Here is a 15,420-nt window from a genome sequence, read left to right on the forward strand (position 1 = left end):
AGCCAGAATGCCAGAGTGCCAGAACTGCGGGGCGTTCGTGACCGCGGCGTACGCGCGAGTGTTCACCCCACGAGACGTCGACGAGCCGCGCGTCTGTCCGGAGTGTGAGGACAAGATTCGCGACGGTTCCGACGTCCGGAAGGCGCGGTCACCACGTGGCAATTGAGTGACAGAACGTCCGGCGAAACGGCGGTTTCGATTCACGTCGTTTTATAGGTTCCCGTCACTTGTGGTGGTGTAATGACTACGACAGAGGCCGAGGCGGAAGCGAAAGTAACCCGACTGTTCGGCGGCCCGGGAAGCGGTAAGACGACCGAGCTGCTGGACCGCGTCGAGGAGATCCTCGACCGCGACGACGTCGCCGTCAACGACGTGCTCGTCGTCTCCTACACTCGCGCGGCCGCGAACGAGGTCCGCGAGCGCCTCGCGGAACGCCTGGACGTCGACCCCCGCACACTCCAGGGGAACGTCTGCACGATGCACGCGAAGGCGTACGAACTCCTCAACCTCTCGCGAGGCGACGTGGTCGGCGAGTCCGACAAGAAGGAGTTCTGCGAGGAGTACGGCCTGGAGTTCGAAGACGAGTACAGCGGCTCGGGCCGCCGAACCGCGCGTTCGACGACGCTCGGAAACAAGATAATCGCCACCTCGCAGTGGCTCCAGCGCACCCGCCGCGACGTGGCGGACTGGTACGACGTCCCCTTCCAGTGGAACGAGGAGGAGGTGCGTCTACCGCCGGACATCGACTCGAACGCCCAGGAGGGCAACAAGTACACGCCGACGTGGCCGAGCGACGACGACCGCTTCGACGTCCCCGAGGCCATCCGTGGCTGGCGGACGTACAAGGGCGAGAACGGCCTCATCGGGTTCGCGGACATGCTGGAGCGCGTGAAGCAGCGGTCGCTGCTCCCGAACGTCGACTACCTCGTCATCGACGAGTTCCAGGACATCACCCAGCTCCAGTTCGACATCTACGAGGAGTGGAAACCCCACATGAAGAACGTCCTCATCGCGGGCGACGACGACCAGGTCGTCTACGCGTGGCAGGGCGCGGACCCCAAGCTACTGCTCGGGGAGGGCGGCAACGACGTCATCCTCGACACCTCCCACCGCCTTCCGTCGCGCATACTGAAGGTCGTCCAGCAGGAGGTCGGCCACATCGAGGAGCGCCAGGAGAAGAACCTCTCGCCGCGCGTCGAGGGCGGCACCGTCGAGGCCGTCGAGAGCCCGTCGATGCTGGAACTCGTCCGCAACGTCCGGTACACCGTCGAGAACCACGACGGAACGATGATGATACTGTTCCGGGCGCGCTACCAGATGTTCCGGTTCATCGACGAGTTCATCGACGAGGGCATCCCGTTCCGCACCCTGACCGACCAGCGGATGTGGACCGACCGCCTGAACCAGTACGTCGACGCCGTCGACAAGATCGACCGCGACGAACCGGTGAACGGTCTGGAGGCCCGGCGACTCGCCGACATGCTCGCCGACTCGGCGTTCGGAACGAACGAGCGCGACGACTTCTTCGACGACATCGACGAGCGCAAGGAGGAGGCCGGCGTCGACGACCTCACCGAGATAGAGGTCGACGCCGACGTCGTCACCGACCACGTGCCGTTCATGCCCGGTCCGGCCGCGGCCGCCGACATGGTGCGGAAGGTCACGAGCTACCAGCGCAACTCGATGGAGTCGTACTTCGAGGGCGACTACCGGGAGATGGACCGCAGCCGCGTGCGCGTCGGCACCATCCACAGCGCGAAGGGTCGCGAGGCCGACCACGTGTTCGTCTCGACCGACCTCACGGAGAAGGTCGTCGAGCAGATGGCCGCCTCCATCGACGACGAGACCGAGGTGCCCGGCGTCAACGAGTTCACGTCCACCACCGACCCCGTGCCCGTCCTCACCGACAACGAACGCCGCGTGTTCTACGTCGGCATGAGCCGCGCCCGGAAGCGTCTCGTAATCATGGAGAACCTCGTCAACGGTGCGCCGACGCTCCCGCTCGACGTCCTCCTCGACAACGAACCGGGCGACACCACGGTCGAGGACGTGCTCGGCGAGGAAGTCGAGAGCACGCCCTGAGCGTCCGTCCCGGTTCGAACGTTCGACCGTTTTGGAGGCACCGTGGTCGCCGTTGCCGACGCGCGGTCGTCAGGGCTCGAACACCGGTCGAACGCACCCGTCCTGCTTCTGTTTGAACAGTTCGTATCCGCGCGGCGCGTCCTCCAGCGAGAGCCGGTGGGTCGCCAGATACGACGGGTCCATCTCGCCCTCCGCGACGTGCTCCAGCAACTGGGGGACGTACCGCTGGCCGTGTTGCTGGGCGGTGCGGACGGTGAGACCCTTGTTCATCACGATGCCGAGCGGGAACTTGTCCATCAGCCCGTAGACGCCGAGAATCGACAGCGTTCCGCCCTTCCGGCAGGCGACGATGGCCTGCCGCAGCGCCTCGCCGCGGTCGGTGTGGAGCCGGAGCGCCTGCTTCGTGCGGTCGTAGGCGTGCGCGATGCCGGTTCCGTGGGCCTCCATCCCCACCGCGTCGATGCAGGCGTCGGGACCGCGTCCGCCCGTCATCCTCTTCAGTTCGTCGACGACGCTGTCGACCTCGGTGTAGTCGATGGTCTCGGACCCCGCCTCCTCCCGCGCCATCCGCAGTCGCTCCGGGATGCGGTCGATGCCGACGACGCGCTCGGCACCCATGAGAGCGGCGCTCTGTTGGGCCATGAGCCCGACTCCGCCGCAGCCCCAGACGGCGACGATGTCGCCCTCCTCGATGTCGCAGAAGTCCGCACCCATGTAGCCCGTGGGCCAGGCGTCGGAGGCGAACAGCGCCTGCTCGTCGTCCAGTTCGTCCGGGACGAGGAAGCAGTCCTCGTCGGCGTGGGGCACCCGCACGTACTCGGCGTGCGACCCCGCGTAGCCGCCGAAGGCGTGCGTGTAGCCGTAGATACCGGCGGTCGGGTAGCCGAGGACCGGCTCCTGGAGCTCCGGATTCGGGTTCGTGTTGTCACAGAGCGACCAGAGGTCGTCACGGCAGTACGCGCAGTTGCCGCAGCCGACGAACGAGGGGACGACCACGCGGTCGCCCTCCTCGACCGTCTCCACCTTGCGACCGACGGCCGCGACCTCGCCCATGAACTCGTGGCCGATGACGTCCCCCTCGCGCATCGTCGGGAGGTACCCGTCGATGAAGTGCAGGTCGGAACCGCAGGCCGTCGACAGCGACACCCGCAGGACGACGTCGCGAGGGTTCACGATTTCGGGGTCGGGAACGTCCTCCACCTGCAGGTCGTTGACGCCCTCCCAGCAGAGCGCTCTCATATCAGGTCACCGCTCCCGCGGGCGGACGGATTGCGTTCGAGCGTCGGAATCTCGCCCGTCTCGGCGAGGCTCTTGAAGCGGCGGAGCGCCGTGCCGGCGAGCGCGTCGGGCACGATACCGAGGCGGTTCATCGCCACGTCGCCGACGCGTCCGCCCGGCGGGTCGAACCGGACGCGGAGGGTCACTTCCGTCCCCCGGTCGCCCGGCGCCGGGCGGAACTCCACCGACCCCTCGTTGGGCACCGCCGTGCCCGGAAGCGACTCCCAGCGCAGCGGTTCGCCATCCGCGTCGAGTCGCGTCTCCCACGAGATGCTCCGTCCGAGCGGTCCCCCGACTTCCCAGCGGTGACGTTCCTCGCCGGCGGGCGTCACCGCCGCGAAGTGGCCGACGACGCGCGAGAGCCGTTCGGGGTCGCGCCAGTACTCGGCGAGTTCGTCCGCGGGTTCGCCGACGGTGATGGACCGCTCGACCGTCCGGCCGTCCGTCGCCACCCCGGGACCGCGTCGGTTCCGGGCGGGCGCGACGAGCGAGCGGTCACCGTCGACGGCGCGGTACAGCAGCCACCCGCCGACCAGCGCCGCCGCCGTTCCGACCAGCGACCGTCGTCTGAGCCCGAACGACAGGAGCGCCCCGCCGAACACCGCGGAGGCGACGCGTTCGACGTTGCCGGCGTCGGCGGCCGACGGGGAGTCCGCCGGCGCGTTCCGGGCCGGCGGGCTCACGCCGGACCCTCCGGGTCGCGGTCGAAAGGGGCGACCGCGGCGTCCCTCGAACCGTCGTTTTCCCGCACGAAACTCCGTGAGTCGACCGCACCGGTCGGACCGTCGGCTACGGCTCGACGGTCGACGGCGTAGGTGAACATGTCGTTTCTCCCCCCGGCGAAAAATCAGCAGTTCTCGTATTGTGCTTTGTGCCCATATGACAGACGCACGCGGCTTCCTCGTCGACCGATTCCTCGGTCACTCCTCGTCGTCCGACTCCGCGACCCGACCGACGACGCGCTGGGCGGCTTCCGCCGGGACGTCGGTGGGCGTCGTCAGCCACTCCTGGAGAACGACCATCAGGACGCCGACGGCGAGGAAGCCGCCGCCGACGAGCGTCTGGCCCGCGAGCAGGCGCTCGACACCGAGCAGGGCGACGGGGAGCGCGAACACCAGCGTCGCCGCCAGGCTGACGGTGTCGAGGATTCCCAGGTCCATGGAGGTCGGTAGTCGGGCGGCGGGCAAAAGTCCGCCGGAGCCTCCCGACCGGCATCCGGAAGGATTTTCACCGCACCGCTTCACGAATCTGGTATGTTTACCGGAATCGTTGCGGAGGCGGGCGAAGTGCGCGCGGTAACCGACGACGAGGGTGGTCGCCGCCTGACCATCGCCGCTGACGAGGTGCTTTCGGACCTGAACCACGGCGCGAGCGTCAGCGTCAGCGGTGCCTGCCTCACCGTCGAGTCGTTCGACGAGGAGTCGTTCGAGGTGTTTCTCGCGAGCGAGACCGTCGAGAAGACCTACTTCGACGAGGTCGCCGTCGGGGACGCGGTCAACCTCGAACGTGCGCTCCGGGCGGACGACCGCCTCGACGGTCACTTCGTCCAGGGCCACGTCGACACCGTGACCGAGGTCGTGGACGTGCGGCGAGTGGGGGAAGACGGCGAGGTGCTACGGACCTCGGAGGAACCGAGCGGCGATCCGCCGCGAGGGGGCTGGGAGTACGAGTTCGCCGTCCCGGAGGGGTACGAAGCGTACGTCGCCGACAAGGGGTCGGTGGCGCTCGACGGCATCAGCCTCACGGTCGCCGAGCGCGGCGAGGGGACGTTCACGGTCGCCGTCATCCCGACGACGCGCGAACTGACGAACCTCTCCGAGAAGGAACCGGGGGACCCCGTCCACCTCGAAGTCGACGTGCTGGCGAAGTACGTAGAGCGCATGCTGGCGGAGTGAGGCCGGTCAGTCGTCGAATCTCGACCGGGAATCGTCGTCGGCGTCGTCGGACCCCGTTCCGGAGTCGGCGTCCAGCCCCAACGCGGAGTCGTCGAACTCCGTCCCGGAGTCAGCGTCCCGACCGACCGGGGAGTCGGCGGACTCCGCTCCGGAGTCGGCTTCGACCCCGACAGCGGAGTCGTCGAGACCCGCCGCGCCCGCGGCGTCCGCGGTCGGGGCGGCCGCGAACTTCTCGTACGCGTTGCGGTAGCGCGCTATCTTCCGGTACAGCAGGTAGCCGAAGATGCCGTCGTAGACGAGCACGAAGGCGACGAAGGCCGCCGTGGCCGGTATCGACGGGAAGAGTCCGGTCACCACGGCGGGAACGACGCCGACCAGGGAGTTGTACGTCGCGTGGATGAACGCCGCGATGAGCAGCCCCTTGACGACGATGGGGCCGGCGTTCTCCTGGTTGAACTTCGCGAGGCCGAGGTAGTAGCCCGCGAACGCCGAGTAGATGACGTGGCCCGGGCCGGCGAACAGCCGGAAGACGGCGGTCCTGCCGGCTTCGACGAACGGCTGGGGGGTGGTGGAACTGGCGAGGAACTCCTGGCTGATGTAGATGGCGTTCTCGATGGTGGCGAAGCCCAGGCCGGCCGCCGCGCCGTACACGGCACCGTCGACGACCGCGTCGAACTGGGGTCGCCGGAAGGGGTACAGCCGGACTGCGAGCATCTTCACCGTCTCCTCGACCGGCGCGACGACGACGTAGAAGAAGAGGACCATCCCGACGAGCGGAACGGACTGGAACAGCGGTTGCGCGAGACTGTTCAGGACGGCCGCGAACCCCGCGAACAGGATGCCCAGCATGAAGGTGCCGACGAGCAGCGACAGCGGTTCGGAACTCGTCACGTCCGCGTACCAGATGTACGCCACGATGCCGAACGCGGGGACGACCGACAGCAGGACGAACGCGCCGATCCAGGGGTCGGTGATGGCCGCCAGGCCGCCGAGCGCGAACTGGGCGACGAGGATGAGGAGCGCGAGCAGGACGACGACGGTGTGGGTAGTCCGTACGATTCCGGCGTAGACGCGGGTGGCGAACCCGTCGAACCGACTCCGCCGCTCCCACGTCGAAACCTCGTAGAGGTCCGTCGATTCGTCCGCCGAGCGGGCGACCGGGTCCCGTTGCTCGTCCATGCCGGGCGTTCCGGAGCGGAGAGGGTAAATCGTTCGGCATACGTACCTTATAGTCCTTATATGTATACAAATAACATTGATTCTCGTAGGGGTGGCCTTATGAAGGATGCTCTGCGACCGTGGAACGATATGGCACCGAGAAGCTCCAGTCGGGGGTTCCTGTACTCCTCCCCGCCGACAGAGACAGACGACGCCGACGAAGAGACCGCCCGAGAGCGAGACGAACCGACGAACGACGTGGCCTCCCGCGACGAATCGCCGACGCTCGCCGAGGGTGCCGCACGCGGGACGACCGACGCGAACTGGACCGGCGACGTCCCCGCCGACGACTGACCGGCCGACGACCGGCACAACGAGCACGTCCGTCCTCGCCACCCTGAAGAGGACCCCGTTCGAACGGCACGCTATGCCAGCTATCCGCGACCGCTCGTCCGCCGCGCCGACCGCCGACCGAGTTCTTCGGCCGCCTCGACCGGACGCTCCGCGAGCGGCGCGCCGACCATGAGTCGGGTGCGCGTCCGCGGTATCTACACGACGGCGCTGACCCACCTGCTCGCCGACGCGTTCGACGTCGTGCAGGCCTCGCCACCCATCCGCCGGCGCTTCGACCGCGAGTTCGAGACGGGCGAGTACGACGCCACCGTCGAGACGACCGACGACCGTCAGGGCGTCGGCGTCTTCGGTCCCGACGCCGGAACCGTCGTCGACGAACTCGCCGACGTGGGACGCGACACGCTCCACTGGACCGACGCCGCCCCGCGCGGTGCCGTGTTCGACGGCGTCGTCGACGAGACGATGGGCAGCGGCGCGGTCGTCGACCTCGGCGAGCGCGAGGGCTTCCTCCCCTTCCGCAACGTGGACCGGCGCGTGCACGAGGGCGACGCGGTCAGGGTGCAGGTCCACGACCCCGCTGCACCGTGGGACCGCGACCGCCCGCTCCTCGACACGGACGTCGCCGTGTTCGGCGGCGTCGCCAGCCTCTCGAAGGGCGTCGAGCGCGTCGTCGCCGACGCCCCCGACGAGGCCAGCCAGCGGGAACTCGCCCGGACGACGGAGATGCTCCCGACCGACGTGCCCGACGGGTGGGGCGTCCGCTGGGAGTACGCCGCCGCCGCCGCGAGCGTGGACGAGATGGACGCCGCGCTCGGCCGCGTGGCGACCACCGCGGAGACGGTCGACGACGCGCTCGCCGACGCCCCCGACCCCGGAGACGCCGGGGCCGGCGAAGGCCTCCCGCGCCGCCTCGCCGCGCCGGAGGGGACGGCGTGGCTCTGGTTCGGCCGCGAGTCGCGGTTCGAACTCGACGCCGCCCGGCGCGCGGTGACGACCACGATGGCGGGACACCACCGCGTCAAGGCCGCCGCCGAGTCCGCGAGCACGGCCGTGGACTTCGTCGAGGACCTCTGTGACCCCGGCGAATCGTTCCCCACCGGCCCCGTCCTTCGGCAGTTCGGCCCCACGGAGGGGGAGACGGTTCGCATCCGCCACGGCAAACCCGACGGCCGCTGCTTCTCGCTCGGCCGGGGCGAGGTGACCGAACTCGCTCCGGCGGAGGGCAAACTCACCGTGCGCCGCCGGATGAGCGCCGGCGGCGACTACGACGCGCTCGGCGTCCCCCGCGAGGACGGCGACGTCGCGGTGACGAAATTCCGCGAGGGGCGCTGGTGGTATCCGACCGTCTACCGCGACGAGGACGGCGACGTCAAGGGCACCTACGTCAACGTCTGCACGCCGGTCGAGGTGTTCCCGTCCTCGGTCAAGTACGTCGACCTCCACGTCGACGTGGTGAAGTTCCCGGACGGCCGCGTCGAGCGCGTGGACGACGACGAACTGGACGACGCCGTCCGGGCGGGTCACGTCCCGGAGGCGCTCGCGGAGAAGGCGCGCGCCGTCGCGGCGAGCGTGACGTCGGCGCTCGGGTGAGTCGGGAGTGCCTCACCGCCGCGACGCGACGAAGTTGACGAGCAGCAGCGCCAGCAGCGCGACGCCGCCGAGTTCGGGATGGTCCAGCAGGAGGTCGAACGGCGAACCGCCGCCGCGCTCGCCGGGCGTCGGCCGCGTCGTCTCGCTCGTCGTTGTCGGCGCCGTCACCGCGAGCGTCCCGGCGTCGACGCCGCCGACGGCCAGGCGCTTCCGTCCCGCGGACTCGGCGCGGTAGGTGAAGGTCACCCGCCTCGTCTCGCCCGCGGGAACCCGGACCTCCTCGCGGGCGACCACCTCGCCGTCGACGGTGAGGTTGGCGGTGTACGTCCCGGAGGCGTTCCCCTCGTTCTCGACGGTGGCGCTCACGGTGACGTTCTCGCCCGCCGCGGCCGCCGTGCTGGAGAGCGTGGCGTCGGTGACGGCGATGTCTGCGACGGGCCGGGACACGGTCACGTTCGCCGTCGCGGTGGCCGCGTTCCCGCCTTCGTCGACGACGGTCACGTTCGCGGCGTAGGCCCCCGGTTCGTCGTAGGCGTACCGGACGGTCGGGGCGGACGTGGTCCGGTCGACGCTACCGTCGCCGTCGAAGTCCCAGCGGTAGCGCGCCACGTCGCCGTCGGGGTCTGTCGTCGCGTTCGCGTCGAAGGTCGCCTGCCGACCGACGAGCGCCGAACCGGGGGCGTCGAGCGCGGCGTCGGGCGGAGCGCCGCAACCGCCGGATTTGACGACGACGGGCGCCGACGTGTCGAGTTCGGTCCGGTTCGGACCGCCTGCGCCGCTGGAGAGGACGCTCCAGGAGGTGACCGGTTCGAACGGCCGGTCGGGGCGGTAGAGCGCGGCCCGCTCGTTGAACGCCGGCGCGATGCGGATGCTGAAGTCGCCGGCCAGTCCGCGGAAGACCGCACCGTCGGTCCGCGACCCGCCCCACCGCCAGTCGATCCGGTTCCGGGAGAAGCGGTCCTCGCGCCCGTCGTAGGTGTCGTCGACGAGCACCCACTCGCCGGACTCCGGCAGGCCGCCGAACCGGAAGGTGACCGCGCTGTGGGGGAGCGGCCGCACCTCGCGGTTCCGGCGAGCGTCGTGGACGGCGACGAGGCTAACGACGCCGTCAGGCCCCTCGTAGAGGAACAGCGAACTCCCGTTGTCGGTGGTGAACCGCCCCGGCATGAACGAGCTGTAGAGCCAGCTACTCCGGGAGGTGTTCGGGTTCCGGTAGTCGTAGAACGCGGCGACGTTTCGCTCGCTCTCGAACGGCGTCACCGGGACGCAGGTGTCGCCCTGCTCGACGGCGTAGGTCTGGTTCGACGCGGCGGGCGCGTCCGGCAGGTCGTCGCCGGGGATGCCGGGCGGCGGCACGTCGGGGAGACCTGTCGCCGCGCCGCCCAGGACGGTCGACGCGACGACCAGGAGGGCGAGCACGCGACGGAGGCGTCTCATCGGTCGCTCACGGGGAGTTCCTCCCCTCCGCGCGGACCGCGGTGCCGTTCGCGCCGCGTCTCCCGGCATCGCGTCTCGGTTCTCGACCACCCGTCGGGGCGGCGCTCGGACGGAACGGTCGTCGCTCTCTTCGCTCGGAGTGTCACTGTCGGCCGGACGCTGAACGTGGACTTTGTTCCACGCCGGTTGACCGGCGTTAGTCGGGACCTGTAACCGGACGCGGGCGGCGGGACCCGTCGGCGTCAGCGAGCGCGGGCTTCCCAGTGGACGGCCTCCGGCGCGTCGACCGGGTCGCCGTCGACGTCCACCACCGCGACGGTCACCGTCTCGGCGTCGACGGCTTCCGGGAACGCCCGGTGCTCGGACTCGGTCTGCAGGAGGACGCTCGTCGGCGGTTCGGCGAGGCCGTGCCGAACCGCTTCGCCGTGCGCGAGGGTCGCGCGACCGCCGTTCTCGGTCGGGTAGCCGACGTTGTCGCGGACGAGGCTCGGTCGGGTCCCGTATCGGAGCGCCGCCTCCGGGTGGCCGGCGAAGGCGTTGCCGACCACGCTCGTCCCGTCGTGGTCGCCCTCGACGTCGATTCCGACCCGCTGGCTGGGCGACGCCCGGTCGTCGTAGCAGTCGTTGTTCGCGAGCGTCGCGTACCGGTACGGTCCCTCGCCGGCGGCGAGTCGGATGCCGGCGGCGTCCCCGTCCGCGCCGTTCCGGAACACCGAACAACCGGTGACCCGGAGGTGGTCGCCGCCGTTCTCGAACCGGACGCCCGACCGGCCGTTCTCGAACACCGTCGAGTCCGCTATCGACACCGCTCCGGCGGAGGCCGCGACGAAGACGCCACAGCCCTCGTTCCCCGAGCAGTGACAGTCTGCCACGTCGAGGACGGGGGTCGCGCCGTCGAACGCCGCGATGCCGTGGCCGCCGTTGTCGACCGCGTGGCAGTCGCCGATGCGGTGTTCGGTCGCGGCGGGCGACGTGTCCGCCTTGTCGCTCACGACGAACCCGTGCTCGTCGTTCCCGGTCGCGGAACAGCAGACGAACTTCACGGCGCGGTCCGCCGAGTCCCGGAAGCCGATGCGGTTCCCCCGCGCGGTACAGCCGACGGCGGCCATGAACCCGGCGAGGACGTTCTCGTCGTCGGGGCCCTGGGCCTCGAACATCACGCCGTTGTTCCCGTTGTCCGCGGCGTGGCAGTCCGAGACGACCACGGTCTCGGCCGTGGAGCGACCCGCCCCGATGCCGATGCCGTTCGCGCCGATGTCGCCGGGCGACCAGAGTCGACCGTTGCGCTCCGCGACGCACCCGTGGACGAGGCTGTCGACCATGAAGTCCGTCCCGATGCCGGTCGCGGGCGCGCCGTAGGCGTACACGCCGAGGATTCGACAGCGCTCCACGTGCTGGAGGTAGATGCACTTCTCCCCGGTCGAGTACGTCTCCCCGTCGCCGAGGGCCGAGCAGTCGACGGCCAGTTCCTCGACGGAGAGGTCGGTCAGGGGGTCGTCCGCCGTTCCGAAGCCCTCCAGCGCCGCGTAGTCGTCCCCGTCCGCGAGCAGCGTCGTCGCGCCCGGTCCGTCGCCGCGGACCCGGACGCCCGAGCGGAGCGTCACCGGCGACGCGACGCGGTAGGTCCCCGGTGGGAGGGAGACGGTGCCGCCGTCGTCCGCCGCGGTGTCGACGGCCGCCTGAATCGCCGCCGAGTCGTCGGTCGTCCCGTCGCCGGTCGCCCCGTGGGCGGTCGCGTCGTGCCACTGCCCGCCGGCGGATGCGGTACCGGTCGGCGCGTCGTCGTTCGGTGGGTCGTCCATACGTCTTCCACCGCACGACTCGGCAAATCGCTCCCGGCCGTCTCCCGACTACCCGGAGTCGGGGCCCGGAATCTCGGCGTCCGGGACGTACGCGACCCACGCCGCCAGCAGGAGGGCGGCGGCGAGCAGTCCGACGCGCAGGACGGTCTCGACGAGTCCCGTCACGCCGAGGCCGTCGAGGACGAGGAGGCTGACCCAGAGGGCGGCGGCGGCCGCGAGCAGGAACAGGACGTGCCGGCGGAGGCCGGGAGTCCGCCCGGCGACGACGTAGGCCGCGGGGAGCGTGAAGAGCAGCGCCGGCCCGACGAACAGCAGTTGCGAGTACGGGTCCGGCGGCGTGAGCGTCGCCCCGAGCACGAACGCGAGCGTGACGCCGACCAGGAGGGTCGAGGCGATTCGCTGGAGTGAGACCACGTTCGAACGTTCTCCCGCCGGGCCGTCAATCTTCTCCCAGCAGTTCCGGCAGGTCGTTCACAGAGTCGACGACGGCGGCCGCGCCCGCGTCCTCGTACTTCCGGCGACCCTCCGCGCCGGTGAGGCCGCCGGTCAGCACGCCGACGCCGTAGTAGTCGCGGTCGGGGTCGGCCTCGGCGGCGTTGACCGCCGTCTCGACGTCGTCCAGCGTGTCGCCGACGAAGACGACCGCGTCGGCGTCGAACCGTTCGGCGAGCGTCGTCAGCGCTTTCGGGTGGGGTTTGCCCTCCTCCCAGTCGTCCATCGTGAACCGGCGGTCGTCGGGGACGGAGAGACCGGCCCGCTCCAGCGCGATGTCCGCCTCCGCCGCGGGGCGGCCGGTGACGACGCCGACGGGGTAGCCCGCGGTGAGCGTCTCGACCGTCTCGGCGGCGACCAGCACGGGTTCGTCGTCGATGTACCCCTCGTCCGGTCCGTCGAGCGCGGCCGGGTCACCGCCCTCGATGTCGGCGTACAGGTTCGGGCCGAGGTAGAGTCGCTGGAACACGTCGCGCAGGCGCTCGGGGTCCCAGGCGTCGCGGACGCGCTCGACGGCGGCGTCGGCGAGCGCGTCGTCGACGACCGCCTCGGCCGCGTCGAGGCCGCCGCCGCGCTCGGCGATGCGGTCGGTGAACGCCCCGACGGAGCAGTCGAGGCCCTCCCGGCGCGCGAGGACGTACAGCGCCGCGGCGTACGTGAGCTCCCAGTCGTTGTTGAATCCGCCGGCGTCCTTGAACGACTGCACGTCGGCCTTCGGGACGGTGTCGCCGTAGACGCGCTCGACGGAGTCGACGATGGCTCGGCGGTAGGAGTCGGCCACGTCCACGAGCACGCCGTCCACGTCCAGCACGACAGCGTCGGCTTCCATGGTCGTGCGCTTGCGGCCGACCGACAAGGGTCTGCCGGATTTATTGTCCCCCGCCGGGAACGCGGAGCCATGCAGTACGACGAACTCCAGCGGGTGTACGGTCGCGAGGAGTACTACTGGGGCACGGAGCCGAACGAACTGGCCGAGCAGGTGGTGGCGTTCGCGCCCGACCGCGACCGTCCCCGGGTCGTCGACGTGGGTGCCGGCGAGGGCCGGGACGCCGTCTACCTCGCCGAGCGAGGATGCGACGTGCTCGCGGTCGACGTCGCGCCGAACGGGCTGGCGAAGGCCGAGCGACTGGCCGACGAGCGCGACGTGGAGATAGAGACGCGGCAGGCGGACGTGAACGACCTCTCCCTGCCGCCGGTCGACGCCGTCTACTCCATCGGGACGCTCCAGTACCTCCGGCCCGAGAACCGCGCGGCGCGGTTCGACCAGTTCGAGGAGGCGACGACGCCCGGCGGCGTCCACGTCCTGTTCGCGTTCGTCGACCACCCCGATATCCCGCCCGCGCCCGACTGGGGCGAGGAGGAACACTTCTACCGGCGGGGAGAGCTCCGGTCGTACTACGACGACTGGGAACTGCTGGCCGAGGACGCGCTCGTCTTCGACGACGAGTCCGGCGGCGAACCGCACCGCCACGCCGCCGAGACGCTGGTCGCTCGGAAGCCAGCCGACGAGTAGCGTAAGAGACGACGACAGTCGTGACAGAAACCCTGTTATTTCGAGTTCGAGTGAACTCCCTAAGTTTTTAATTCTGGATGGAGAGATGCTAACATGGCGATAGAGACTATCCTGCTCGCCGTAGGACCGGGCGACGCGGAGAGAACCGACAAGCTCGCTTCGGCCGTCGCGGACGTCGCCGGGCCGACCGGCGCGACGGTCGTGCTCGCACACGTGTTCACCGAAGACGAGTTCGACGAGGTCGTCGGGCGACTCGACTACGACCCGTCGGGGACGCCGAACCCCGACGAGGTGGCGGCCCGGCACGCGACCATCCGGTCGCTCGCCGACTCCCTCGACGAGGAGGAGGTCGGATACGCCATCCGGGGAGCCATCGGCCAGCACGGCGAGACCATCGTCGACCTCGCGGAAGACGTCACCGCCGACAGCGTCTTCGTCGGCGGGCGCAAGCGTTCGCCGACCGGGAAGGCGGTCTTCGGGAGCACCGCCCAGGAGGTCATGCTCTCGGCGCCCTGTCCCGTGACGTTCGTCAGGTCGGACTGACCGCCGGACGACGCGGCTCCGAAGATACTCCCTTCTTTCGAACGGACCGTCCGTCGTCCGGGGAGCCGACGGCGTATCGTCCCGAGGGACGAGCGTCGCTCCGGGAACCCGATTCGACCGGATGGACCAGTCTCCCCGCGGACAGTATCCGGGGAGTGAACGGTTCAGAGTGCGGAAAACTCCGGTACTCGCTGGCGAGTAAATGCTTGTAGTTAAGTGGGACGACGGCCCTCTTTGGAAGCAAATGGGCTACTACGCGGGCGTCGACCTCGGCGCGACGAACGTCAGGGCGGCAGTCGCCGACGACGAGGGAACGGTCATCGCCGCCCACGAACGACCGACGCCGCAGGGGCCGACCGGCATCGCGGTCACCGAGGCGGTCCTCGACTGCCTTCGCTCGGCCTGTTCCTCTGCGAGCGTCGACCCGTCGGCGGTCCTGACAGCTGGTATCGGTAGCATCGGTCCCCTCGACCTGGCCGAGGGTGCGGTCGACAATCCGGCGAACCTCCCCGACAGCATCGACCGCATCCCGCTGACGGGACCCGTCGAACAACTCATCCACAGCGACCGGGTGTTCCTCCACAACGACACCAACGCGGGCGTCATCGGCGAGCGGTTCCACAGCGACCGCAACCCCGACGACATGGTGTACGTCACCATCTCCAGCGGCATCGGCGCGGGCGTCACCGTCGACGGCGAGGTCCTCTCGGGCTGGGACGGCAACGCGGGCGAAGTCGGCCACATGATAGTCGACCCGCAGGGCCGGCGCACCTGCGGCTGCGGCCGCGACGGCCACTGGGAGGCGTACTGCTCGGGCAACAACATCCCCGAGTACGCCGAGATGCTGTACGAGGACGCCGACGTGGACACCGCACTCCCGGTCGAAGACCCCGACTTCTCCGCGAAGGACGTGTTCGACTACGCGGGCATGGACGCGTTCGCCGACCACGTCGTCGAGCAACTCGCGCACTGGAACACGCTCGGCGTGACGAACATCGCCCAGGCGTACGCTCCCATCGTCGTCCACGTCGGCGGCGCGGTGGCGCTGAACAACGAGGAACTCGTCGTCGACCCCATCGCCGAGCGCGTCGACGAGTACGTGTTCAACAACGTTCCGGAGGTGCAGCTGACCTCGCTCGGCGACGAAGTGGTGCTGAAGGGAGCCATCGCGAGCGCGCTCACCGACGGAACCGGCGACCGGACCCGGATGCGTCGCTGAGGGCGGCCGCCGCTTCGCGGACGCCGACCGTCGGCGGACACCGAGATATTTACCCGC

The 15,420-nt window shown here is 70.0% G+C and carries 16 protein-coding genes; 8 read left to right on the forward strand and 8 right to left on the reverse strand.

The annotated features are described in order from the left end of the window. Positions 1-7: 7 nt before the first annotated feature. Both ACTF4R_RS20170 and ACTF4R_RS20175 read left to right on the forward strand, forming a co-directional pair. Positions 8-166, forward strand: coding sequence for a DUF7563 family protein (locus tag ACTF4R_RS20170; RefSeq protein WP_440010270.1), 159 nt, complete (start codon positions 8-10; stop codon positions 164-166). A 74-nt stretch (positions 167-240) separates the two neighbouring features. Continuing rightward, entirely contained in the window at positions 241-2,082 is a 1,842-nt protein-coding gene (locus ACTF4R_RS20175) for a UvrD-helicase domain-containing protein (protein ID WP_440010272.1), read from the forward strand. 69 nt (positions 2,083-2,151) lie between these two features. Here the strand turns inward: ACTF4R_RS20175 and ACTF4R_RS20180 are convergent, their stop codons facing one another. From ACTF4R_RS20180 to ACTF4R_RS20190, 3 genes are all read right to left on the reverse strand, one after another. Continuing rightward, positions 2,152-3,321, reverse strand: a complete 1,170-nt coding sequence (locus ACTF4R_RS20180) for a zinc-dependent alcohol dehydrogenase (RefSeq protein ID WP_440010274.1) — start codon at positions 3,319-3,321, stop codon at positions 2,152-2,154. Next, positions 3,318-4,043 carry an SRPBCC family protein gene (locus tag ACTF4R_RS20185; protein WP_440010276.1) on the reverse strand — a complete coding sequence of 242 codons (726 nt, stop codon included), beginning with the start codon at positions 4,041-4,043 and terminating at the stop codon, positions 3,318-3,320. The genes ACTF4R_RS20180 and ACTF4R_RS20185 overlap by 4 nt, the downstream gene beginning before the upstream one ends. A gap of 237 nt (positions 4,044-4,280) precedes the next feature. Further along, the gene (locus ACTF4R_RS20190; RefSeq protein ID WP_433625796.1) at positions 4,281-4,520 is read right to left on the reverse strand and encodes a DUF7533 family protein; all 240 of its coding nucleotides are present in this window, start codon (positions 4,518-4,520) and stop codon (positions 4,281-4,283) included. Positions 4,521-4,613: 93 nt separating this feature from the next. On the opposite strand from ACTF4R_RS20190, the gene ribE reads away from it, so the two are divergent. Beyond that, complete coding sequence (gene ribE / locus ACTF4R_RS20195) at positions 4,614-5,255, forward strand: riboflavin synthase (RefSeq protein WP_440010278.1); 642 nt, start codon at positions 4,614-4,616, stop codon at positions 5,253-5,255. Between the two features lie 6 nt (positions 5,256-5,261). Here ribE and ACTF4R_RS20200 read toward each other — a convergent pair whose 3' ends face one another. Continuing rightward, positions 5,262-6,434: a PrsW family intramembrane metalloprotease gene (locus ACTF4R_RS20200; RefSeq protein WP_440010281.1), complete on the reverse strand. Its 1,173-nt coding sequence runs from the start codon at positions 6,432-6,434 to the stop codon at positions 5,262-5,264. A 129-nt stretch (positions 6,435-6,563) separates the two neighbouring features. Here ACTF4R_RS20200 and ACTF4R_RS20205 point away from each other — a divergent pair, with 129 nt between their 5' ends. Together ACTF4R_RS20205 and ACTF4R_RS20210 are read left to right on the forward strand one after the other, a co-directional pair. Beyond that, positions 6,564-6,767 (forward strand): hypothetical protein, encoded by a 204-nt coding sequence (locus ACTF4R_RS20205; protein WP_440010282.1) that lies wholly within the window; start codon positions 6,564-6,566, stop codon positions 6,765-6,767. Positions 6,768-6,935: 168 nt separating this feature from the next. Next, the gene (locus ACTF4R_RS20210; protein ID WP_440010284.1) at positions 6,936-8,357 is read left to right on the forward strand and encodes a ribonuclease FAU-1 family protein; all 1,422 of its coding nucleotides are present in this window, start codon (positions 6,936-6,938) and stop codon (positions 8,355-8,357) included. Between the two features lie 12 nt (positions 8,358-8,369). Here ACTF4R_RS20210 and ACTF4R_RS20215 read toward each other — a convergent pair whose 3' ends face one another. The 4 genes from ACTF4R_RS20215 to ACTF4R_RS20230 form a co-directional block, all read right to left on the reverse strand. After that, a complete protein-coding gene (locus ACTF4R_RS20215; protein WP_440010287.1) occupies positions 8,370-9,794 on the reverse strand; it encodes a PKD domain-containing protein in 1,425 nt (474 codons plus the stop codon). Between the two features lie 242 nt (positions 9,795-10,036). Continuing rightward, on the reverse strand, positions 10,037-11,596 hold the full coding sequence (locus tag ACTF4R_RS20220) for a right-handed parallel beta-helix repeat-containing protein (RefSeq protein WP_440010289.1): 1,560 nt from the start codon (positions 11,594-11,596) through the stop codon (positions 10,037-10,039). Positions 11,597-11,644: 48 nt separating this feature from the next. Continuing rightward, entirely contained in the window at positions 11,645-12,010 is a 366-nt protein-coding gene (locus ACTF4R_RS20225; RefSeq protein ID WP_440010290.1) for a DUF7534 family protein, read from the reverse strand. A gap of 25 nt (positions 12,011-12,035) precedes the next feature. After that, complete coding sequence (locus tag ACTF4R_RS20230) at positions 12,036-12,917, reverse strand: TIGR01548 family HAD-type hydrolase (protein WP_440010292.1); 882 nt, start codon at positions 12,915-12,917, stop codon at positions 12,036-12,038. Positions 12,918-12,986: 69 nt separating this feature from the next. Here ACTF4R_RS20230 and ACTF4R_RS20235 point away from each other — a divergent pair, with 69 nt between their 5' ends. The 3 genes from ACTF4R_RS20235 (at position 12,987) to ACTF4R_RS20245 (ending at position 15,363) form a co-directional block, all read left to right on the forward strand. Beyond that, complete coding sequence (locus ACTF4R_RS20235) at positions 12,987-13,601, forward strand: methyltransferase domain-containing protein (protein WP_440010293.1); 615 nt, start codon at positions 12,987-12,989, stop codon at positions 13,599-13,601. 93 nt (positions 13,602-13,694) lie between these two features. Continuing rightward, positions 13,695-14,144: a universal stress protein gene (locus ACTF4R_RS20240; RefSeq protein WP_440010296.1), complete on the forward strand. Its 450-nt coding sequence runs from the start codon at positions 13,695-13,697 to the stop codon at positions 14,142-14,144. A 244-nt stretch (positions 14,145-14,388) separates the two neighbouring features. Beyond that, a complete protein-coding gene (locus tag ACTF4R_RS20245; protein WP_440010442.1) occupies positions 14,389-15,363 on the forward strand; it encodes an ROK family protein in 975 nt (324 codons plus the stop codon). Positions 15,364-15,420: the final 57 nt, after the last annotated feature.

Source organism: Halomicrococcus pelagicus, assembly GCF_051917725.1.
In the GTDB taxonomy this organism is placed as follows: domain Archaea; phylum Halobacteriota; class Halobacteria; order Halobacteriales; family Haladaptataceae; genus Halomicrococcus.